The 20,729-nt window shown below is 45.4% G+C and carries 17 protein-coding genes; 7 read left to right on the top strand and 10 right to left on the bottom strand.

What is annotated here, in order from left to right; all coding sequences use genetic code 11:
* Window position 1: 1 nt before the first annotated feature.
* Window positions 2-1,672, top strand: a complete 1,671-nt coding sequence (locus tag LEPTO7376_RS21545; protein WP_015136131.1) for a hypothetical protein — start codon at window positions 2-4, stop codon at window positions 1,670-1,672.
* Here the strand turns inward: LEPTO7376_RS21545 and LEPTO7376_RS21540 are convergent, their stop codons facing one another.
* The gene (locus LEPTO7376_RS21540) at window positions 1,673-3,940 is read right to left on the bottom strand and encodes a PP2C family serine/threonine-protein phosphatase (protein ID WP_015136130.1); all 2,268 of its coding nucleotides are present in this window, start codon (window positions 3,938-3,940) and stop codon (window positions 1,673-1,675) included. It abuts the gene before it with no gap.
* 82 nt (window positions 3,941-4,022) lie between these two features.
* On the opposite strand from LEPTO7376_RS21540, the gene LEPTO7376_RS21535 reads away from it, so the two are divergent.
* Together LEPTO7376_RS21535 and LEPTO7376_RS21530 are read left to right on the top strand one after the other, a co-directional pair.
* Complete coding sequence (locus tag LEPTO7376_RS21535) at window positions 4,023-4,661, top strand: class I SAM-dependent methyltransferase (RefSeq protein WP_015136129.1); 639 nt, start codon at window positions 4,023-4,025, stop codon at window positions 4,659-4,661.
* Between the two features lie 191 nt (window positions 4,662-4,852).
* On the top strand, window positions 4,853-5,428 hold the full coding sequence (locus LEPTO7376_RS21530; RefSeq protein ID WP_015136128.1) for a late competence development ComFB family protein: 576 nt from the start codon (window positions 4,853-4,855) through the stop codon (window positions 5,426-5,428).
* A 49-nt stretch (window positions 5,429-5,477) separates the two neighbouring features.
* Here the strand turns inward: LEPTO7376_RS21530 and LEPTO7376_RS21525 are convergent, their stop codons facing one another.
* From LEPTO7376_RS21525 to LEPTO7376_RS28530, 3 genes are all read right to left on the bottom strand, one after another.
* Window positions 5,478-6,092 (bottom strand): hypothetical protein, encoded by a 615-nt coding sequence (locus LEPTO7376_RS21525; protein ID WP_015136127.1) that lies wholly within the window; start codon window positions 6,090-6,092, stop codon window positions 5,478-5,480.
* A 42-nt stretch (window positions 6,093-6,134) separates the two neighbouring features.
* Window positions 6,135-6,548, bottom strand: coding sequence for an N-acetyltransferase (locus LEPTO7376_RS21520; protein ID WP_264308934.1), 414 nt, complete (start codon window positions 6,546-6,548; stop codon window positions 6,135-6,137).
* 76 nt (window positions 6,549-6,624) lie between these two features.
* Window positions 6,625-6,759: a hypothetical protein gene (locus LEPTO7376_RS28530; protein WP_015136125.1), complete on the bottom strand. Its 135-nt coding sequence runs from the start codon at window positions 6,757-6,759 to the stop codon at window positions 6,625-6,627.
* A 106-nt stretch (window positions 6,760-6,865) separates the two neighbouring features.
* Here LEPTO7376_RS28530 and LEPTO7376_RS21515 point away from each other — a divergent pair, with 106 nt between their 5' ends.
* Window positions 6,866-7,912, top strand: coding sequence for a folate-binding protein YgfZ (locus LEPTO7376_RS21515; protein WP_015136124.1), 1,047 nt, complete (start codon window positions 6,866-6,868; stop codon window positions 7,910-7,912).
* On the opposite strand, the gene LEPTO7376_RS21510 is transcribed toward LEPTO7376_RS21515, so the two are convergent.
* The 6 genes from LEPTO7376_RS21510 to LEPTO7376_RS21485 form a co-directional block, all read right to left on the bottom strand.
* Window positions 7,909-8,580 carry a 4'-phosphopantetheinyl transferase superfamily protein gene (locus LEPTO7376_RS21510; protein WP_015136123.1) on the bottom strand — a complete coding sequence of 224 codons (672 nt, stop codon included), beginning with the start codon at window positions 8,578-8,580 and terminating at the stop codon, window positions 7,909-7,911. The two genes, LEPTO7376_RS21515 and LEPTO7376_RS21510, sit on opposite strands and share 4 nt — an antisense overlap.
* 100 nt (window positions 8,581-8,680) lie before the next feature.
* Complete coding sequence (gene petL, locus LEPTO7376_RS28790; RefSeq protein ID WP_015136122.1) at window positions 8,681-8,779, bottom strand: hypothetical protein; 99 nt, start codon at window positions 8,777-8,779, stop codon at window positions 8,681-8,683.
* 90 nt (window positions 8,780-8,869) lie between these two features.
* On the bottom strand, window positions 8,870-11,107 hold the full coding sequence (locus LEPTO7376_RS21500) for an FdhF/YdeP family oxidoreductase (protein WP_015136121.1): 2,238 nt from the start codon (window positions 11,105-11,107) through the stop codon (window positions 8,870-8,872).
* 153 nt (window positions 11,108-11,260) lie between these two features.
* A complete protein-coding gene (gene ftsH2, locus LEPTO7376_RS21495; protein WP_015136120.1) occupies window positions 11,261-13,150 on the bottom strand; it encodes an ATP-dependent zinc metalloprotease FtsH2 in 1,890 nt (629 codons plus the stop codon).
* A gap of 328 nt (window positions 13,151-13,478) precedes the next feature.
* Complete coding sequence (locus LEPTO7376_RS21490) at window positions 13,479-15,980, bottom strand: EAL domain-containing protein (protein ID WP_051188840.1); 2,502 nt, start codon at window positions 15,978-15,980, stop codon at window positions 13,479-13,481.
* Window positions 15,981-16,281: 301 nt separating this feature from the next.
* Window positions 16,282-17,406, bottom strand: coding sequence for a histidinol-phosphate transaminase (locus tag LEPTO7376_RS21485; RefSeq protein WP_015136118.1), 1,125 nt, complete (start codon window positions 17,404-17,406; stop codon window positions 16,282-16,284).
* 239 nt (window positions 17,407-17,645) lie between these two features.
* Between LEPTO7376_RS21485 and LEPTO7376_RS21480 the strand changes: the two genes are divergently transcribed.
* From LEPTO7376_RS21480 to minD, 3 genes are all read left to right on the top strand, one after another.
* Window positions 17,646-18,809 (top strand): pyridoxal phosphate-dependent aminotransferase, encoded by a 1,164-nt coding sequence (locus tag LEPTO7376_RS21480; protein ID WP_015136117.1) that lies wholly within the window; start codon window positions 17,646-17,648, stop codon window positions 18,807-18,809.
* A 91-nt stretch (window positions 18,810-18,900) separates the two neighbouring features.
* Window positions 18,901-19,785, top strand: a complete 885-nt coding sequence (locus LEPTO7376_RS21475; RefSeq protein WP_015136116.1) for a septum site-determining protein MinC — start codon at window positions 18,901-18,903, stop codon at window positions 19,783-19,785.
* A gap of 103 nt (window positions 19,786-19,888) precedes the next feature.
* Window positions 19,889-20,689 carry a septum site-determining protein MinD gene (gene minD / locus LEPTO7376_RS21470; protein ID WP_015136115.1) on the top strand — a complete coding sequence of 267 codons (801 nt, stop codon included), beginning with the start codon at window positions 19,889-19,891 and terminating at the stop codon, window positions 20,687-20,689.
* Window positions 20,690-20,729 lie beyond the last annotated feature (40 nt).

The following is a 20,729-nucleotide window of genomic DNA, read 5'->3' as shown; positions in this document are numbered from 1 at the left end:
TATGAATCAACAGTGGTATCTAGGCTTAGATATTAGTACGTCCCATTTGAGCGCGGTACTGATTAATGGCGATCGCCAGCAACAATACCCGTTATTTTGGCAGAACGGTGATCAGCAACAATTTTCTTTGCCGATGACAGTTACCGCTTCTGATAGCCTCTCTCAACCTTGGCAAATTGCTGTAGAGAGTGGACTCGTTTCTGGTAAAACACTTAACGGTTGGCTCCCTTTTTTACGATTGGCTCCTACCTACCAAGCTGAGGTGGATGGGACATGGCTGCCCACTTTGCCTTGGTCAACGCCACCTGAATTGCCTTTAAAGTCATTGAGCGATGCCCTCGTCTTTTTGCTCTGTGTTTTGCGGGATCGAAGTGTCGTGTCTGAACTTTCGCCAACGCGGGTGCGAGATATCTTCGGCCGTTTAGCTGGAGTGATTGTAAGTCTGCCCAGTAATTGGGGAGATACCTACCGCCTCAATATTCGTGAGGTACTGCGCCAAGTTTCCTTGGTGAATCGAGGTGAGCAAGTGCTGTTTGTCTCTGGGGCGATCGCCACATTATTGGGTTTTCAGGCTCAGTTGCCCCACACCGAAGGCGGCACGCTGATTATCCATAGTGATGAGAGCCATACTGATTTAGCTGTTGTGGATTTGCCTTCCTATTTACCGCAGCTCAAAGCCTCACAAATCCATAGCCACAGCTTTGATTATGGTGGGAGCGCGCTTCAGCAAGATATTTTATGTCAACTTATTTATCCGCAATGGTTGCCGCAATTGCAGGATGCTCTGAGTAAGCTCGCGAAAATTATGCCCCGCGCCGGTGAAATCGATTTAGAGCGTCGACTGTTGGCGGCATGGCAATGGCGAAATTCTCCAGTGGGGCGATCGCTCCTACAGGCGGCTAATCAAACAAAAATGCTGCTCCAGCAACGTGCAGAGTTTGCAGCCCATCTTGGTCAACAGGAATGGCGAGTTATCCGCCCGGAACTAGAGCGAAAAGTGATTTATCCGTTTCAGCAGCAGCTCAATCAACAGATTAATCACCTCTTTGCGAAAGCTGGAGTAATGTCCCAAGGCATTCAGCAAATTATTTGTAGCGGTTCAAATTTTGAATATTGTGACCAATGGCTGACGGCATCACTCCAACAAAAATTTCCCCAAGCTGAGCTGATTCGTAATACTGCCCCCTCTCAGATTAGTCGGATTGCAGTGGGATTGGGTCTTGTACCTTTGATGCCTCAAGTTATTGATAATGATCGCCACCGGTACCATGATTATTTTCTGCTCGGCATTTTGCTCAAGATTTTGCCCAGTGAGCCTTTTCGCCTTGATACCCTCCATCGTCTATTCCAAGCTGAAGGAATTAATGACCGTAATTTTGGCGATCGCCTACAAGGATTACTGTTTAGTCAACGTCCAGCGGGATTAGCACCAGAACTGGACGAACAGCAAGGTAATGTTTTTCGGCAATATCCTATGGGAAATACACCTGCTACAGCTCTTTGTTGGCAAGATGATGACGGTTTTTACCATCTCAACGAAGCCCAGCGCGATCATTTTTTAGAATTTTGGGGTTATCTACAGCAGAGCTACGATATTGAGATTCTTGAGCCCTACGGTCTGCCCTTTGGGCGATCGCCGCTACAACTGAGTTCTCCAGATGTCCCTCGATAATTAATTTGCGAGTACTGGAGCTTCTTGAGTTTGGCAGAGGGTTTCTATATCTGAAGTGACTACAAAATTTAGATCTTGCTGGGTTTCTACTTGATCGGGTTGGCTCCAACCTCGGTTACCCTTCGCCAAAATCTTCGTGCTTGTATCAGGTGGTGTTTGTTCTCCTACTAAACAGACCTCTAAAAGCAAATTGCCATCAGTGTTGACCTGTTTAATCTGTGCCACACTACCGCCGGGAATCCAAACTGTTGGAGCTTCCGTATCGGCGATCGCCTGAGGAGTATAAGTCGCAATAACGGGAGCTGTGGATTGGAGACGCACAATTTGATTTTTGGTGAGCGCATCCGCTGTTTCTTCTTCTGGTTCCAGCTCATCAGGATCTGGAATGGCAATAGTGGGCGTTTCGACTGGCTCCTCAGAAATCGGTTTGGGTTCAATAATGGGCGTATCTGGCTCTGGAGGCGTGACAATAATATCGGTACTTTGCAGTCGTCGCCACATCTCATAGGACAACAACCCAATTCCCCCAATACCTAATAGACCAATACATAGCAATAGCCAATTTGCTTTCTGTTTCCGGCGAGGTGCCACAGAAGGTTGGGTTTGTGGAGGAGGTGCATTATTACTTTTGTTGCTGGTCTCGTAGGGCGCATTTTGCTGCTGTGAGGTGACAGGCAAATTTAAGATGCCCTCGAGATCTTCAGGGAAACTTATCGGTACAGCTTTTTGTCGTTTCAGTTGAATATGCAAAAGGGCAATAGTCGAATTGTCATGTCCATTTTTTGTGTTGGCAATTTCGATGAGATTTTCACCAACGTCGTTAATGGCTTTGTTACCGGAGAGCAAAGGAACAATTTCAGACTGCCAATACTGTTCGACCTTGCCATAATCACTAAGACCGTCGGAACATAGCAGATAAACAGTATCGCAATCGACCGCAAAGGTTTGGGTTGTTGGGTGGAGCGATTGCGAAGGATTCATACCTAGTGCCTGTACTAAAGCACCAGCAGAAGGATAGGACAATACATCTTGATATAAGGCATAGCCGAGGCGCACTTCGCGGGAACCGAGATCATCGTCGTAGGTTACTTGGTGGCAACTCTCAGATGTGACGCGATAAATACGAGAGTCGCCCACATGGCAGAGGTGAATATTTGGTTTTTGGGTCAGAGCAAGAACAACGGTGGTTCCCATTCGTTCGCGTTCACGGCGATTCTCCTCGTCATTGCAAGCCGTAATGGCATCGTTGGCTGCATAGACTGCTTCTGTAATTCCGGCGGGGTTAAGAGTGCTGGGATCTTCTATGAGTAGCTGTTCTGCAAGGGTTGAGATGGCGATCGCCGACGCGACTTCCCCTTTATCATGGCCTCCAATCCCGTCACAGACGATGGCTAATGGAAAATTGCTATGTACTTTCCCTGATTCTGGAAAACAAGCATCTTCATTGTGATCGCGAGTTGGCCCAGAATCGGTTTGGGTGTAAAGACTGTATTTGTATTTGTAGTGCGATCGCCCTAGCTCCTCGATACCAGCGGTCAAAATATTTTGGAGCTGTTGCGGTTTGTTGATTTTGCCTTGGATTAGCTCTTTGTATAAACGGCGGCAAAATTTCTCAATACTTTTGTCAGCAGTGCCTAATAACTCTTGCCAAGCTTGTGCCAACTCTTGAAAATCAAGTTTGCGATTCCGGTCAAAGAGTAGCTGACGGATTTGAACAACGCCACCATTCACTCCAAGCAAAGACAAATCATCGAAAGTTCCAGCGACTCCTTCTGTTAAAAAAGTGGGCAACATACCAGCCATTTGCCCGAGCCAATTTAGTTGCTGTAGTGGTTCTGCTGAGGGCCAAGCTTCTCTGATCGATAGAAATAATGCGGGATATTGTGGTAAACCCTCTGCTGTGAGGGTAACAGAGGGATATTCGAGGAGCCAGTGGCCGTTTTCTTTTTGGGTCAGTCCGAAGACCTTAGGGCAGTGCAGAAGATGGGTCGATAATTTGAGATATGTCTCAATTTCAGCAGGTAGATTATCGGTGACAACTGGCAAATAATGGGGTTGGGTGTCTAGAACGATATTAGGGATGTCCGTGACCAAATATCGGTCTGCCAAAAATGTTTGGGGGGCTAATAAATCCTCTGGTGCAGCGAGAACATGGAGATAACGCTTTAAGACAGGTGTCTGACAAATATTGCAGTGAGAGTGGTGTAGAGGGGACCTGCCTGAACAGTCGCTTTTCGTGCAAGAAATCGTTACCTTAGAAATATCCATATCTGTGCCTGATTGGGGCAGATAGCGTGGGTAAATGCCCTGATTATTCCCAATTTAACTTATTCTCTGTACTTCATTGCCGATGATTCTCGCTGCTGAGCAACGCCAAAAATTAGATATCAGTGATGATGTCTTTTTCTATGACTATCCAAGGTTTGTCACCCATGTTGATGATGGTTTTATTGAACAGTTAACGGCTCTGTATGAAGAGCTTTTAACGCCAGATAGTCGGATCTTGGATTTGATGAGTAGTTGGGTCTCTCATTTGCCGGATATGACGTTTAGCCACGTGGAAGGTCATGGCATGAATGAGGATGAACTGGCCAAAAATCCCCGTTTAGACCATTTTTTTGTGCAGAACCTCAATGAAAATCTGAAGTTGCCCCTTGATGATCAGAGTTTCGATGCAGTGTTAATTGCAGTGTCAGTACAGTACTTGCAAAATCCTGAGGCGATTTTTTCCGAGATTCAACGGATCTTGGCTCCAGGTGGGCTCTGTATTGTCAGTTTCTCGAATCGTATGTTTTATCAGAAGGCGATCGCCGCGTGGCGAGACAGTTCAGATTCGGATCATATCCGACTAGTAAAGCGTTATTTTTCGAGTACCGAGGGCTTTTCTGATCCTCAGGCGATCGCCAAATCTGCTCAGCCCAATATTTTGCAGATGATCGGTATGGGCAATCGTGATCCGTTTTATGCTGTCGTTGCCCAGAAAAACTAAATTAAGTTAGACGAATAGTAACTAAACACAACGTTTTCTGTGACTAATGTACGGAATTCCTAAGTAAGCACAGTAAGATAAAAAATATGTCTGGCATCCGTAAGTTCCCCGGAACCCTTTTAGCCATGCCTGACTTCTGAGCTGGGATACACGCATCCGCACTTTTAAACCTTTCTCTGTCTGAATCGATCATGGGTCAACCAAAAAAATCCTCCCCCGGCAAAGGCAATCTCCGCGCCTACCAAAATATTATGGAGACCTTGGTGCATCAAGAGATTCATCGACAGCTGAAGGCGATGCCCGCTAAGTTGGTGAAATATATTGATATCTCTGAAGTCGCAACTTTTGCACTGAATCGGTTGCCCCCTCTATATGCCTCTAGCGAGCAAGGGAAAGAAAGACAGGCTGCGAAAGGCCAATTGAAATTAAAACAAGAAGTAGCGACGTCAGTACGACAGGCTTTAGCTGCGGTACAACGGGATCCACTACGGAATTCAACACCACTCCCCCCTGACCGTGATCCGCGCTACCAAACGGCAGAAAGCACTCTAGTTCAGCTAGAAGAATTGCTCCGTCGGGCTCATCTCCTAGATCCTGAAACTCCTACATTGAGTTGGGATAACTTGCAGTTGGTGATTGCAAAAGCGCTAAAACGTACCGCTGAACGAGGGATTGTTGATCGTCGAATCGAGCAAATTCTCTCTGAAAATGATTACGGACGATATACTTCTTCGGTACATGATTGGACTGATCACCAGTACCATTAAGACTTTTAAGTTGATTTAGCCGTATTTTAATTGCGGTGCTTTATTAGAATTACTGTGCTTGAATCGGCGGATCAATCTGTTTGCCAGAGGGTTCTGATACGGTTTGCTCTGAAGGATTGCTGGAGTATATAACCTCAGCTGCAAGGATTGGTGGTTCGCTCTCGTCTTGAGTCGGGGTGGCGATCGCCGCGTTATCAGTTTGTAAAGATTGCGCCATGATTGGTGGATCGATTTTTTTCCCTGTTGGAATAGAAATCTTAAGCTCGGGTGGCTCCTCAAGGGACTGAATGTCAGCAGCTAGCTTCGGTGGGTCAAGGGTTAAAGATTGGCTCGATGATTTCGGTATGGCGAAATCGAGCTTCGGGATTTCTTCAGTGGGAGCAACTTTTCGTAGTTTTGCTTTGAGCAATTGGATTTTTTCATTAAAGTCGAGGGTTAGGGACTGAACCTCTAACTCTCGTTTTTGTTGATAGTTCGTCTGTAGTTCGGCGATCGCCTGTTTAAGTCTAGCCTCGTGATCTGCTTCCGCATCGACAAGGGCACGACGGGACTTTTTGAGTTCAAATTCAGCCTCATCTAATCGGTCTAAATCTTTCATTTGCATGAGATACAGCGCTGCTGCCCCCAAGATAAAACCAATGATGATAAAGATGACAATATTCACTGCATTACACTCCAAAAGCCCAACTAAACCTAGTGACTGATCTTACCCTGACTTCGGAGGGGAGGACTTGTCGGATAAAGATTTTGACATCAGTAGTGAATGGGGCTGAAAATCGCGGTTTTCATATAAGGTTTGGGCTATTTTATTGACCGTGAAAACTTGCAGCGTAATCTGGCGATCGCCCCTAGCCTTGGCATATTCCTCTGCCGTTTGCATCAGGGTGGAACCGATTCCCTGACGACGATAATCTGGCAATACATAAATCAAAAAAATATGGCTGTGGCGATCGCCTGTAATTTGATCAATACTTGTGCCTAGCCAGAGACAACCCACTGCAACTCCAGCTTGATTGCGCGCCCACCATAAAGGCGTTTCAGTAGTGAAATAACTCTGGAGTGTTTTTTGTAAATGTTCGAAGCCCGCATCCGGATAAGATTCTCGGTAACTGCGGTGCAAAAATTTGAGGAGTATAGCCCGATCTGTTGTGCTCCCGCGATCTAACCTAAACCCCTCTGGCAACATCAAAAATGCCTTAACCTAAAAAGCCAATTGGTGCGGGTGCCATCATATCCATCGGCAAAAAGATTCTCGCGCTCACGATGCCTAGGGCAAGTAAGAAAATGAGCAAAATGAGGAACGGTAAAATCTGCTGACGAAATAAATCCATGGGTGGCGATCGCAAATAAAATACGGCAAAAAAGAATTTATGACAGTGTAACCTCTCTTCTTGTCATAATGTAAGCTTGTGACGCTTTCCCCTCCGTGCAACCAATATGACTCCACTGCTCACCTATCACCAACAGCAAGGTGCAACTCTCAATGACGCTGGCAATGCGGTTCTTAGTTTTGGCGCTGATGATCAAATTACTGCGGCTCTAAAAACAGGTTGTGTTGTGGGCGATCGCAGCCATTGGGGATTGATTAAATTTACCGGAGCCGACCGCCAAAGATATCTGCATAATCAGAGCACCAATCAAATCCAGCAACTCCAGCCCGGACAGAGTTGCGATACGGTTCTGGTGAATTCCACTGCCCGCACGATTGATCTCGCCACAGTTCATATTTTCAAAGACGAATTGTGGGTATCCGTATCCCCCAGCAAAACTGAATTTTTAATGGAGTGGTTTGATCGATTTCTTTTCCCAATGGATAAGGTGGAAATTAGTGATATCACTGGGCAATTTAGTATCTTGACGCTTTATGGATCTGAGTCGCGAAAAACGCTAGAACAGCTCACCGAAACACCATTACAAATATTCCCCGATAAAGGACATCAGGCGATCGCCATCGGTGAGGCAGAAATTATTTGCGCGACGGGTACTGACCTTGGCTTTGAAGGCTTCACCCTATTTGTGCCGATTGAAAATGCCGTTGAACTTTGGCAAAAAATCATTGATTTAGGCGCTGTACCGATGGGCGAAACTGCTTGGGAAAAGCAGCGTATCCATCAGGGGAGACCTGCCCCTGATACTGAATTGGCAGACGATTATAATCCCCTTGAAGCTGGCCTTTGGCACTGTATTTCTTTCGATAAAGGCTGTTATATCGGTCAAGAGACTATTGCGCGACTTAATACTTATAAAGGTGTCAAACAACGATTATTCGGACTCAAATTAGCTGAAGCTGTCGAACCAGGTACAAAACTGACGGTGGATGGCGAACGGGCTGGGATTGTTACTAGTGTTGACGCTGAGAATAAATTCGCGATTGGTTATGTACGTACCAAAAGCGGTGATGTTGGCGATGTGGTAACTGCCGGAGATGTTATGGCTGAAGTTGTTGCTTTGCCCTATGTAAGCCACGAATATCCAGAGCTTTAGGTTGCTCCCCAAATACCCCGATCAATATGGTGGCACTGAGCAGAATTTACGGCGATCGCCCCCTGATGATTTGTATTGATCTGAAACATTTTTAGTGACCAATTTTCTGCATCAGAGCAAATGATGTGTGGAGTTGATTCGAGCTGAATTTGAAATTGATCTAAGCCACCTTGCAAACCAATACCCTTCGCTTTTAAATAAGCTTCTTTCGCTGTCCAGAATTGCAGAAAAATATCCTGCTGTTTATCGACTGGCACAGTTTGAAGGTAGCTATATTCGTCGGGATGAAAAAAGCGTTGAGCTAAAGCTAAAGCCTGTGTGCCGCGATCTTGTGTTTCGATGTCAACACCAACGGCGATCGCCTCTTCCTGGGAGACAACACAAAGGGCATATTCTTTTGTGTGGGAAAAATTGAAAGAGAGTTTTTCGACAAAAGGTTTGCCATACTCACCATAGGAAAACTCGATCTCTGCGGGATGTTGCTGGAGGTAAGAGCCTAAAATTTGTCGTAAACTGCCGCGACCGACAATAAATCGATCCTGTAATTCCGTAAACTTAAATCGTTTTGCCCGTTCTTGTTCATCTACGGATAAAAGCGTAATAAGCTCTTTGGATTTCTGAGCCGTATCTTGAAAAGAAATGAGCCAGCGTTCCACAGAAAAAGACATTGACGGTGATTTTCCCTAACCTTTTTTGCCAATAAAAAAGCTGCCAACCCATTGCAGAAAGAACGAGGTTAAACAGCTCAAGAAAATAAATATTTTTTTCTTAGATGATGTTCGCAGCGCGGAGACCAAGAAAGCCACCGAGGGCAAGTCCTGTGAAAACAAGAATATAGCCAGCGAAAGGAATAATTGCGGACGCCATAATATTAAACTCTGATAAAAACGCTCTCGTCATTATAAGTGAAAGGGCTGTCACTGTCAGTAAAACAGGCAGTGCTCAACCTCTAGATGCTTAGGGAGCATAAACGGCAATGGGAACGCGCTTAAAGGCCGGAATCCCACTTTTGGGATCTGTGTTGGCACCAAATAGGCAATTCGATTCTGGATAAAACATAAATGTTGCTCCCTCTCGAATAGCTCCAGGAATGATTTCAATATTTTCTAGTTCGTGGCGATCGCCCTGCACTGTCACCTTTTGATTGGGCGTAAAACCCGCTTTTTTTATGTCATCCATATTCATCAAAATGCAATGACGATGGGGCATGCCACGATACTTATCTCCCTCTTGGTAAACCACTGTATTATGTTGTCCGTAGCTTCGGCCTGATCCTAAAATCAAGGCGATCGCCGGAGTATTTTCGGGTATTTGAAAATCTTGAAGTGTTGGCTCTGTCAATGTTGGCAGGGCGATCGCCTCCATCTGAGCCAAACCAGATTCTGTCGCAAACTTTGGCTCCTCGAAAATGCGGTTTTCAATCAGAAATTCTGTGCTGGGCTGATTCTCTTTTTTTAGAGGATGATAATCAGAAATCGTTTGGGCAATGAGTTCCCGCACGTATTCTGTATCCTTCAATTTTCGCCAAGCAATCGTCCCTTCCCCGTGGATACGATGGGCAATTTCAGTGATTAAATCCACCTCGGAAATTAAATCTCCCTTGAGATGGGTTTTGCCCACATCATTCAACCGCACAAAATTATTGCCCGATTCTGTGGTGGTTTTATGGGGATTTTCAAAGCGATTAAAAACTGGCAAAATTAACGTTTGCTTACTGCCTAAACCGTGAAAATGGCCTTGATTGGGCTTCGTTGAAACATAAAAAATTGTCTCCACTTTACCCAAAGCTCTTTTCCCCTGAAGATGATCTGGATTTGCCCCATAAAAATTTCCCCCCAGACAAAACAAACTATCAACTTTTCCTGCATCGGCAGCTTCCATCAAGCCCCGCGCATCATAACCCTCGTTCAATTTCAGCGGACGATCCAACAATTTTTCGAGAGCTGCTTTCAATTCTTTGCTTAAGCGAATCGTCACCCCCATCGATCCAAAACCTTGCACATTGGAATGGCCACGAATCGGCATTGTTCCTGCCCCTTCTCGGCCAGCATTACCTGTCATCAACGCCGTGTTGGCGATCACCTTGACGTTATCTGTACCATTTTTCTGCTGAGTGATACCCATTGCCCAAGCAAACACCACATTTTTTGCACTGCCAATGGTATAAGCGACCTCTTCTATTTCTTCACGAGATAAACCGCATACCTCGGTTAATGTTTCCCAGCTTGTTGTCTTTGCAAAACTGATGACATCCTGCCAGCCTTCTGTATATTTTTTGAGATAATCAAACTCAACAAGATCTTGTTCAATTAAAGATTTTTGAATGGCAATTAATAACACAGCATCACTACCAGGAATTGGCTGTAAATAAAGATTAGAAATATCTGATCCTTTTTTGAGCATCGATTTAATCGGAAAAGCTGGCGATGCAAATTTCACTAAACCAATTTCAATTTGAGGATTAATAATAATTACTTGGCCACCTCGCTCACGAATTTCAATCAATTCATTCATTAAACGAGGATGATTTGCAGGCGCATTAGAACCAATTAAAACAACACAGTCACTTTTCTTTAAATTCTCCAAGCTCACCATCGAAGTTCCAGACCCAAAAACCTGCTTTAAAGCCACACTGGAAGGGACATGGCAGAGGTCGGAACAATCGGCTAAATTATTACTATCCATTGCTCGCATCATCAGTTGCAGTAGGTAAGCTGCTTCATTGGATGAACGACCAGAACTATAGCTGGCGACCCGCTCCGGAGGTTGTTTGAAAGCTACCTCTGTAACCTCAAAAACCTCTTTCCAAGAAATTCTTTCGTAATGTTCAGAACCTTTTCGCAGAATCATTGGGTATTGCAAACGTCCCAATTTATCGCATTCTTTAGAGGTTAATTGTTGCAACTCAGAAATTGTTTTTTGTTTAAAAATATCTTCTTTAATTCCTGACTGCAATTCTGCGGCGATCGCCTCAACACTTTTTGCACAGCGTTGTAAATATTCCCCTGCTTCGTTTACAAAGCCACCATTCTGACCACCTGTTCCCCAGGCACAGGATAAACAGGCACTTTTATGATTTAGAGTTTGCCAAAGCTTGATCCCATTCGGCGCTACACTCTTTCTCGCCCAATAATCAATGATTGGTAAACCACCGCCAGACTCAGGCAAATTCGTATCAGAGGGAAGTTGCGACATTGATTGATTGGGGTTGAGAGAGCTTGTCTAAATTGTAATGGGATTAGACTGGCAATAAGGTTTGAAATTCAGATGAAACCAATAAAAAAGAGTAGGCGATCGCCTACTCTTAGGAATTTAGAGATTAAATTTGTGCAGCAGATTTAAAGAGCCTTAAAACTGAGGTACAAACTGTTCTTTTTCAGGAACTTCAGTGTATTCAGAAACAATCTGACGTAACTCTTCACCACCGATTGTTTCACGCTCGATTAAGAGATCGACGAGGCGGTCAACGACTTCACGGTTATCACGAACAATCTGGCGTGCAATGCCGTGAGCTTGCTCAGCAATAACACGCACCTGATCATCAATGCGAGAAGCCACTTCTTCAGAATACTCAGAACGACTGGTCAAACCACCACCAAGGAAAACTTCACCTTGCTGACTTTCGAGGGAAAGAGGGCCAAGGTCACTCATTCCGAAGCGAGTTACCATTTGGCGGGCCATGCCACTGACTTGTTGTAAGTCGCCACCAGCACCCGTTGTCACTTCATCATGACCAAAGATTTCTTCCTCAGCTGCACGACCACCGAGCGCGCCGGCGATACGAGCCATCAATTCAGATTTTGTTGTGAGACCTTGCTCTTCGTTAGGGGTAAACCAGGTTAAACCTTGAGCTTGGCCGCGAGGAATCAAGGTGACCTTCTGGACAGGATCATGATCTTTGAGCATTGTGCCGACGATTGCGTGACCAATTTCGTGATACGCAATTAGGCGCTTACTCTTACTGTCAACAAGGGGAGTCCCTTCCATACCAGCGATAACGCGATCAACCGCATCATCAATCTCAAACATTGTGATCGCTTCTTTGCGGCGGCGAGCTGTAAGAATAGCAGCTTCATTAAGAAGGTTTGCAAGATCAGCACCACTGAAACCGGGAGTACGGCGGGCAATAACTTCGAGAGAAATCTCTTCAGCTAGCTTTTTGTTGCGAGCGTGAACTTCAAGAATTTCTAGACGGCCGTTAATGTCAGGGGTATCAACGGTAACTTGACGGTCAAAACGACCAGGACGCATGAGTGCAGAGTCGAGAACATCAGGACGGTTAGTTGCCGCGATGATGATGATACCTGTGTTGCCTTCGAAACCATCCATCTCAGTGAGGAGTTGGTTCAAAGTTTGTTCACGCTCATCATTACCGCCACCAATACCAGCGCCACGCTGACGACCAACGGCATCAATCTCATCAATAAAGATTAGGCAAGGCGCATTTTCTTTTGCTTTTTTGAAAAGGTCGCGGACGCGGGATGCACCAACACCGACGAACATCTCAACAAATTCAGAACCAGAAATACTGAAGAACGGTACACCCGCTTCACCGGCGATCGCCTTAGCGAGGAGAGTCTTACCGGTTCCGGGAGGGCCCACAAGAAGGACACCCTTAGGAATACGCGCACCAACAGCAGTGAACTTTTCAGGCTGCTTGAGGAAAGTCACAACCTCTTGCAGTTCTTCCTTCGCTTCTTCAATACCAGCGACATCATCGAACATAATGCCAGTCTCAGCTTCCATCATGAACTTCGCCTTGGACTTACCAAAGTTCATTGCTTGACCAGGTCCACCGGGCATATTGCTGGAGCGGCGGAACAGAAGGAATAGAGCGGAAATTAAAAGAACAGGGAAGATTAAATTACCCAAAATGCCCCACACAGCACCATTATTGCTAACGGGGTGAGAATCAAAGTCAACCCTTGCGTCACGAAGCTTCGTGATCAATTCAGGCGAATTCCCTGGGAGATCGACACGGAGTTGCTGAGCACGATTATCGAGATCAGGATCAACAGCCGAAACAATTGCCGTACGTCCACCTTCGTACAAATCAACACTTGTCACACGACCAGCATCGAGATATTCCAAGAAGCGACCATAGCTCATGCGGATATTCGCAGTATTGCCGTTAGAGAGATTCGCAGGATTTGATGAGAAAGCCCCCTGCCAGACAAAAAAGCCGATGACAAGCAGCGGCAATGCCCATAGGACAATGGTTTTCCAAGATGATTTCATGGGTTAATCTTCGCTATTTTTTATTCAATACTTCGTATCTAAAATTTAGCCAACTGTCCGTACTATATTTAATGGCAAATGACTTTGCCTAATACACTAAACAATTGCTGTCAAGGTTTTGATTAAAGATTACGCTTTTTATGACGATGTCTTAACTAAATTTAACTTAGTTCTCATTTTTATCGCAACTCTTTCTTGTGCAAGCTGCGGATATTGATCAATATGTTCCTTCGGGCAGCCTGAAATGAAACGAACTAGTCTGTCTTTAGGATGAGTCTAAAGTTAATCCTTGTCGCTAGCCGCAATAAAGAATTCTAGTCAAAAAAACCTATTTGCTGTTTGTGACAAAAATATCGGGGTCAAAAGGGTGATTATTCCATTTTTTGAGGAATGGCGTTACTGCTTTTCGCTCTAATGGTTTAGCGAAGAAGAAACCCTGACCATATTCACAATTCAGGCTTTTAAGGATTTGAAACTGCGAGATATTTTCGATGCCTTCTGCCACGATATCCATCCCTAAGTTATGGCCGAGGGCGATAACTGCACTTGGGATAGCAAGACTACTCGCTTTTTCTGAAATCTTACTAACGAAGGAGCGGTCTATTTTTAAGGTGTCAACTGGAAAGTCGTTGAGGTAACTCAATGAAGAATAGCCTGTTCCAAAATCGTCAATGCTCAATTTTACATTTAGAGTCTTGAGCTCATTCAGCGTTTTAATCGTTTCTTTTATGTCATCCATCACCATGCTTTCGGTGACTTCTAGTTTGAGCGAGGAGGCATCTAACCCTGTGTTTTTCAGGATGGTTTCGACGCTTTTTTTTAGATTGCTTTGACTAAATTGTCGACTGGAGAGGTTGATGCTCAAGACTAATCTTTCATCGAGATTGAGTGTTTCTTGCCATTCTTTAAATTGTCGACAACCTTCTTCGAGTACCCACTGGCCGATAGGAAGAATAAGGTCTGTTTCTTCGGCGATGGAAATAAAGCGATTGGGTGAGACGAGCCCTCTGGTGGGGCTATGCCATCGTACTAAGGCTTCAAATCCTTGTAGAAGTCCAGTGTCCATAGCAAAGATGGGTTGATAAACAAGCTGGAATTCATCTTGTTCAATTGCTTGGCGAAGATCACTTTCAAGGGTGAGGCGATTTAATGATTGGGTTTGCATCCCTGCCGCAAAAATCTCGTAGTTGCCACGTCTTGATGTTTTGGCGCGATTCATGGCTGTGTGTGCCTGTAGCCATAAATCTTCAGCTGTAATGCAAGTTTCGCTGGTGTGGAGCGCAACACCTGTGCTGCAAGTTAGATAGAGTTTTTGCTCGTTGATCTGAAACGGCTCTTTGAGTTTGCGCTTAATGTTGTCAACGATATCGATAACGGCAGTGTCTGTGGTGAGATTGGAGACGAGAATACCGAATTCATTTGCTCCCATCCGAGCCAATTGGCGATCTTGAGGAAGCTGTGAGCGAAGGCGTTGGACAACTTGTTTGAGGATCGCGTCGCCATGGTAATGACCGTAGCTCTCATTAATGGATTTAAATCGGTCAATGTCTACGGATAAGACGGCGATCGCCCCTGTATTAGATGGGTCTGTAAGGCTTGCATTACTGAGAGATACTTGTTGCAAAAAGGAATCGCGGTTCTGCAGTCCAGTGAGGACATCATATTTTTCTTCATAAAATAAACGATATGCGAGGACACTACTCCAGCTGACAAATAAGGCAATTATTGGTGCTGCCACTGGAATCCAAACATTACTTAAAAAGAGCAAGTAGCTACTGCCGCAGAGGATAGTTACATTCCCAATACTGACTCCCACAAACAGTTTGGTGCGGTAAAACAGCCAAGTTGTTGCTCCGCCAATGGATGCCCAGATAAAAATCCAAACAAATTCTTGACCTTCAGTCCAGTAAGAGAAAAAATGATCGCCGTCCGTCGCCGTATCTAAAATTTTCTGAATGGCTTGAGCATGGAGAAAGACACCCGGCGTGAGATGACCATCCGTCTTGCTGACGCTGTAGGGGGTCATAAAGGTATCTTTCTGGGTTTTTGCTGTGCTGCCAATTAAGACAATACGATCTTGAACAAGCTCTGGGTCAAAAGTTTCAGCAACAATGTCGCTGATGGTGACACTTTGAGCGATTTGTTGTTGAGCAGAAAATTGAAGCAAAGTTTGCCAGCCGCGAGCTTCTGATGCTGGTAAACGATATCCTCCAGAATGTTGATTGATGGCAGGAATATAATGGCTACCTAGTTTCAAGCCATTGTCTTCGAGCTCGATCGGATGATCGGATTCGCCTAGATAAACTTGGCTGACTAGTAAACCGAAAGAGTATAGAGGACGATTTTCACTACGGAGAGCTAGTAATTTGCGACGCTGGATATTATCTGAATCGATGATGACAAGATTAAATCCTTGGTTTTCTTGAATATTTTCTCCAGATGAGTCCAGCGGTAAACCATGTTGGGGATTGTAAATTGCAATCAGGTTCTCTTTGGCGAGCTGTGTGGCGAGACGTTTAGTGCCAGGAGGGTTGGGAATATTGCGATAGATATCGAGTCCGATAACTTTAGGGTCATGCTTCTGCAAGTTTTCGAGGGCAGTCGCAACAATGTCATCGGTTAGGGGAATTTGTTGGAAATTTTGTAGGTCTTGATCATCAATTTCGACAATTAGAAAACGATCATCGAGAGTTGTTGGGCGATCGCCAACCATTGCTTGCAAGCGGATCATCCGATCAAGGGCATTCAGCTCAATGGTCTGGAGCCAACCCAAATATTTCGCGCCAAGTACACCTCCGGTAATACTCAGACTTGCCACCAGAGCCGGCATAATTAAACGCGGCAGAAGGTGGTCAGACCATTTCAGAGAGGGCTTCGAAATCATTACGGGGTGATGGCAGATTAATGCTGATACTCAAAACTACACTGAGAAAACATAATTCCTCAATATCCACACGAGAAAATGTGTGGGCATCAAAGAGTGATGTTAAAAGATGCTTGTTAATGCTATACGCAGCAGCAGCAGAGCAATCCGCAAGAAATACGCACGTGTCTCCTGTAATGTAAAGCGATAGATACAGTATGCTGACCCGGAGCAATCATGCTTATGCTTTTTCTGGTGTGAGATGAGGTTACGAGAGCAGCTCTATTGACTTCGTTAGACGCACCAACGTCCGTTGATTTTCCTGTACAGCACCCACGCTGATCCGTAATCCCCCTCCAGTATGCCGAATTAATGTGCCTTGTGTCTTCAGTGTTTCTACGAGTTGGGCTAATTTCTCATCTTGGGGTTGCCTAATTGGCTGTAGACGAGCATGGATAAAGTTAGCATCGCTATGCCAAAGTTTGAGCTTGTCTACATTTCGGAGTTGGGTAAAGAGTTTTTCTCGCTCTGCTTGAATTTCGGGAACTGTGGCCAGTAAATAATCTTTATGTTCAAGGGCAAGAATCGCAGCTGCTTGGGAAAAACTCGGTAGGTTATAAGGCAGTCGGACTTTCTCTAGAGCCGTAATCACTTCTGGTTGGGCGATCGCATATCCCACTCGCAAAGCAGCTAATCGAAAAGCTTTAGAGAAGGTGCGCATAATCAACCAGTTCGGACGATTTAAGACCTCGGCGAGAAGAGTCTGCTGACTAAATTCGTAATAAGCTTCGTCGACAACCACCAAAATATCTTCAGGGAGCGATCGCAGCCAATCGATTTCGGCTGGTGTGAGGCATTGTCCAGTGGGAGAGTTCGGGTGAACGACAAATACAACTCTGACGGGTGGTCGTTTTGTTTGGGCGATCGCCTGTTGCGCTGCGTCGAGATCCATCGAAAAATCACTGAGGTGACGATTGACTGTGATGGTCGGAATCCCGAGGGTGGTCGCCAAAATGCGATACATCGAAAACGTTGGGTCTGCAACAAGAATTGACCCTTCGCCTCCGAGACAAGTGGCGATTAAAATTGACCGAATTAATTCATCAGAGCCATTACCCACAGAAACATTTTGGGTTCCCAAACTCGCAGTTAATCTCGCCGACTGCTGGACGTAGGAGGCTATTAACGTTTTGAGGTGGTGCTGGCTGCCATCTGGATAGCGATTTGTGGCGATCGCATTGACATAATGATCCGCCAGTTTCTCTTTAAGTTCCGTAGGCAGGTCATAAGGACTTTCATTGGTATCGAGGATGTCGACTTGCTGCGTTGTTGCGCCACCAGGGTGTGAAACGTAGGCTTTTAGTTGGTCAAGATCGGCACGAAGAAAAGACATATAACCACCACAAAAAGAGTGTTAGAGCGAAATGTATGGAGAACTGAAAAAAGCCGCCAAAAGGTAAATAGTAATCTAGTTCAAATCGAGCATAAGTTTAAGATTGCATTATGTAAAAATAACGGCTGTGCGATCTAGCTGCGCTCTACTGTTAAAGGTTAATGCGAGCGGTAGGTACGCGCTACGGTTGGCACCTTACCCCTAAATTTTAGTCTCACCTAATTTACAGAAACATCACCATGAATTTGGCATCAAGAGTTGGTCAAGTAAAGCCCTCTATCACTTTAACAATTTCAGCAAAAGCAAAGGCAATGAAGGCTGATGGGATCGATGTCTGTAGCTTTAGTGCTGGAGAACCAGATTTTGCAACGCCAGCTCATATTGTTGCCGCAGCGAAACAGGCGCTGGATGATGGAAAAACTCGTTATGGTGCAGCTGCAGGAGAACCTTTATTACGGCAGGCGATCGCCCGTAAATTTAACGAAGAAAATAATCTCCCTTACGAAAAAGAAAATATTATCGTCACCAACGGGGGCAAACATTCTCTGTACAACCTGATGATGGCGCTCATTGAGCCAGGGGATGAGGTGATTATTCCGGCGCCCTATTGGGTGAGTTATCCCGAGATGGTGATCCTTGCTGGTGGGACACCCGTTTATATTGATGCGACGGCGGAAAATCAATACAAAATTACGCCTGATCAGTTGCGCGCTGCGATTACGGACAAGACAAAATTATTTGTTTTTAATTCGCCGTCTAATCCCACAGGTTCTGTCTATAACCCTGCTGAAGTGGCGGTGATCGCCGAGGTTTTAGTGGAACATCAGCTCTTAGTTGTTTCCGATGAAATCTACGAAAAAATTCTGTATGACGGGACTGTTCATCAGAGTATTGGGTCTGTCAGTGACGCAATCTTTCCGCTAACGATTACTTGTAATGGCTTTGCAAAAGCGTTTTCGATGACGGGTTGGCGACTAGGTTATATTGGTGCGCCCCTCGAAATTATTAAGGCGATGACCACGATCCAGAGCCACAGCACCTCTAATGTTTGTACCTTTGCGCAATTTGGGGCGATCGCCGCGTTAGAGGGTGGTTTAGATTGTGTGAATGAAATGCTCTCGGCATTCGCGAAACGTCGGACATTTGTGCTCGATGCTGTGCGCAGTATTGATGGCCTGAGTTGCCCAGCTCCCGATGGCGCCTTTTATATTTTTGTCGATGTCAGTAAAAGCGGCTTAGATTCATTGACCTTCTGCAAAAGATTTCTTGATGAGCAAAAAGTTGCCACAATTCCGGGCGTCGCCTTTGGCAATGACAACTGTATTCGTCTCTCCTATGCCACTGATCTCGCAACTTTGGAGAAAGGTATGGAACGTCTCAATCAATTTATGGGAAGCCTGTAAAGCATCTCAATTTACTCATCACAGCCACGATTTTTTTGGCGCAATCCCCAAAGTGCTGCTATAAATCAGTGAAGACTGCCGGATGTCACGAATGGATGAGCAACAGAACCAACCCGCCTCAAAATCTAAACAAACCCCTGATGACCCTGGACAGAATATAGAGTCAGAGTCGACTTCTGCTGAGAATGTTATCGTCGAAGATACTTCCCCCCTCGAAATTCAACTGGGTTTAGAGGAGGAACAGCTGACCCTTGTGTTACCGACAACAGCGCGGCGACCGATTGAGGACTGGGATGCCACTTGGGAGTTATTAGCCCAACACCTCGATCAGCACCAAGAATTTCCGGTGTTAAATGTGAGTTTACTGGCCCAAAATCAGCTGCTTGGTGGTCGTCAGCTCCAACAGTTAGCTGAGCTACTCGCGCAACATCAATTGCAGTTAAAACGAGTTCGCACAAGCCGCAGACAAACGGCGATCGCCGCCGCCACCGCTGGTTATGGTGTCGAACAAGAACCCCTGGCCAAATTGCTCGCGGATATTCCGAGTAAATTGGAGCCGATTAAGCCTGTGAGTGATGGTAGTGATGCGTTGTATGTGTCGCAAACGATTCGCTCTGGTGTGGAAATTCGCCATAAAGGATCGATTGTGGTGGTCGGTGATGTGAATCCAGGTGGTGTCATTATTGCGGAGCGAAATATCATAATTTGGGGCTGTCTGCGTGGGGTTGCCCATGCTGGATCTGATGGCGATCGCTCCTGCCGGATTATGGCGCTACAGATGCAACCGACCCAATTACGAATTGCGGATATGGTGGCACGATCTTCACTGAAAAACCCTGATCATTTACAACCAGAGACTGCCTATCTCACAACAGAAGGGATTCGCCTTGCCTCAGCCTTAAAATTTTCTAAAAATTATTTTTACGAAGAAGATGGGCAAATTTGGGAGGAAATGCCAGATCCCCTTAATCTATAAACTACATTGGCACACCTTTCCCACTGCATCACAGGCTAAGATTTTGGAATCTGTGCTTTGCATTTAATTTTTTATAAATCCAGTTTATTTATCCGAGAACTATATGAGTCGCGTTATCGTTGTAACCTCCGGCAAAGGGGGCGTTGGCAAAACTACCTGTACGGCAAACTTAGGTTCAGCCCTCGTTAAGTTGGGGAAGAAAGTTGCCCTTGTTGATGCGGATTTTGGTCTCCGAAATCTCGATCTACTCCTCGGTTTAGAAAATCGTGTAGTTTATACTGCTGTGGAGGCGATCGCCGGAGAATGTCGCCTAGAGCAGGCCCTCGTGAAGGATAAGCGACAAAATGGATTGGTTCTTTTACCCGCCGCCCAGAACCGTAACAAAGAATCCGTTACGCCGACCCAGATGAAGCAGCTCATTATGAAGCTGAACAAAGCATTTGACTATATTTTGGTGGATAGCCCTGCTGGGATTGAAATGGGTTTCCGCAATGCGATTTCTGCGGCCCGTGAGGCTTTGGTTGTTACAACGCCTGAGATTACCGCTGTGCGTGACGCAGATCGGGTTGTTGGGTTACTCGAAGCCTATGGCATCAAACGCACTCGCCTGATTGTGAACCGTCTGAAGCCAGACATGATTAAGCAGAATGAGATGATGAGTGTTGAGGATGTCCTAGAAATTCTCGCGATTCCGCTGTTGGGAATTGTCCCAGACGATAAAAATGTGATTGTTGCGAGTAATAAGGGTGAACCCCTTGTTCTCGGTGAGAAAAAGACATCGGTGCCTGCTACTGCGTTCCTCAATATTGCCCGTCGTCTCGAAGGAGAAAAAGTACCACTTCTTGATCTGATGTCTGATCAAGAGGGGCTTCTTTCTAAAATCCGTCGGTTTTTTGCCGGCTAACCCGAAAATATTATTACTAGCAAAGTAAACACCGCAGAAC

Origin of the sequence: [Leptolyngbya] sp. PCC 7376 (assembly GCF_000316605.1) — a bacterium.
Classification (GTDB): Bacteria; Cyanobacteriota; Cyanobacteriia; order Cyanobacteriales; family MRBY01; genus MRBY01.
The sequence above is the reverse complement of the archived record's forward strand: the minus strand, read 5'-3'. Positions and strand labels throughout refer to the sequence as shown.

Excerpts from the sequence above, each read along its gene's own strand:
- LEPTO7376_RS21545 (WP_015136131.1), top strand. The coding sequence starts at position 2 with ATGAATCAACAGTGGTATCTAGGCTTAGATATTAGTACGTCCCATTTG.
- ftsH2 (WP_015136120.1), bottom strand. The coding sequence starts at position 13,150 with ATGAAATCATCTTGGAAAACCATTGTCCTATGGGCATTGCCGCTGCTT.
- minD (WP_015136115.1), top strand. The coding sequence starts at position 19,889 with ATGAGTCGCGTTATCGTTGTAACCTCCGGCAAAGGGGGCGTTGGCAAA.
- LEPTO7376_RS21485 (WP_015136118.1), bottom strand. The coding sequence starts at position 17,406 with ATGTCTTTTCTTCGTGCCGATCTTGACCAACTAAAAGCCTACGTTTCA.
- LEPTO7376_RS21510 (WP_015136123.1), bottom strand. The coding sequence starts at position 8,580 with ATGTCTTTTTCTGTGGAACGCTGGCTCATTTCTTTTCAAGATACGGCT.
- LEPTO7376_RS21475 (WP_015136116.1), top strand. The coding sequence starts at position 18,901 with ATGGATGAGCAACAGAACCAACCCGCCTCAAAATCTAAACAAACCCCT.
- LEPTO7376_RS21530 (WP_015136128.1), top strand. The coding sequence starts at position 4,853 with ATGGGTCAACCAAAAAAATCCTCCCCCGGCAAAGGCAATCTCCGCGCC.
- LEPTO7376_RS21540 (WP_015136130.1), bottom strand. The coding sequence starts at position 3,940 with ATGGATATTTCTAAGGTAACGATTTCTTGCACGAAAAGCGACTGTTCA.
- petL (WP_015136122.1), bottom strand. The coding sequence starts at position 8,779 with ATGGCGTCCGCAATTATTCCTTTCGCTGGCTATATTCTTGTTTTCACA.
- LEPTO7376_RS21535 (WP_015136129.1), top strand. The coding sequence starts at position 4,023 with ATGATTCTCGCTGCTGAGCAACGCCAAAAATTAGATATCAGTGATGAT.
- LEPTO7376_RS21480 (WP_015136117.1), top strand. The coding sequence starts at position 17,646 with ATGAATTTGGCATCAAGAGTTGGTCAAGTAAAGCCCTCTATCACTTTA.
- LEPTO7376_RS28530 (WP_015136125.1), bottom strand. The coding sequence starts at position 6,759 with ATGGATTTATTTCGTCAGCAGATTTTACCGTTCCTCATTTTGCTCATT.
- LEPTO7376_RS21490 (WP_051188840.1), bottom strand. The coding sequence starts at position 15,980 with ATGCCGGCTCTGGTGGCAAGTCTGAGTATTACCGGAGGTGTACTTGGC.
- LEPTO7376_RS21500 (WP_015136121.1), bottom strand. The coding sequence starts at position 11,107 with ATGTCGCAACTTCCCTCTGATACGAATTTGCCTGAGTCTGGCGGTGGT.
- LEPTO7376_RS21515 (WP_015136124.1), top strand. The coding sequence starts at position 6,866 with ATGACTCCACTGCTCACCTATCACCAACAGCAAGGTGCAACTCTCAAT.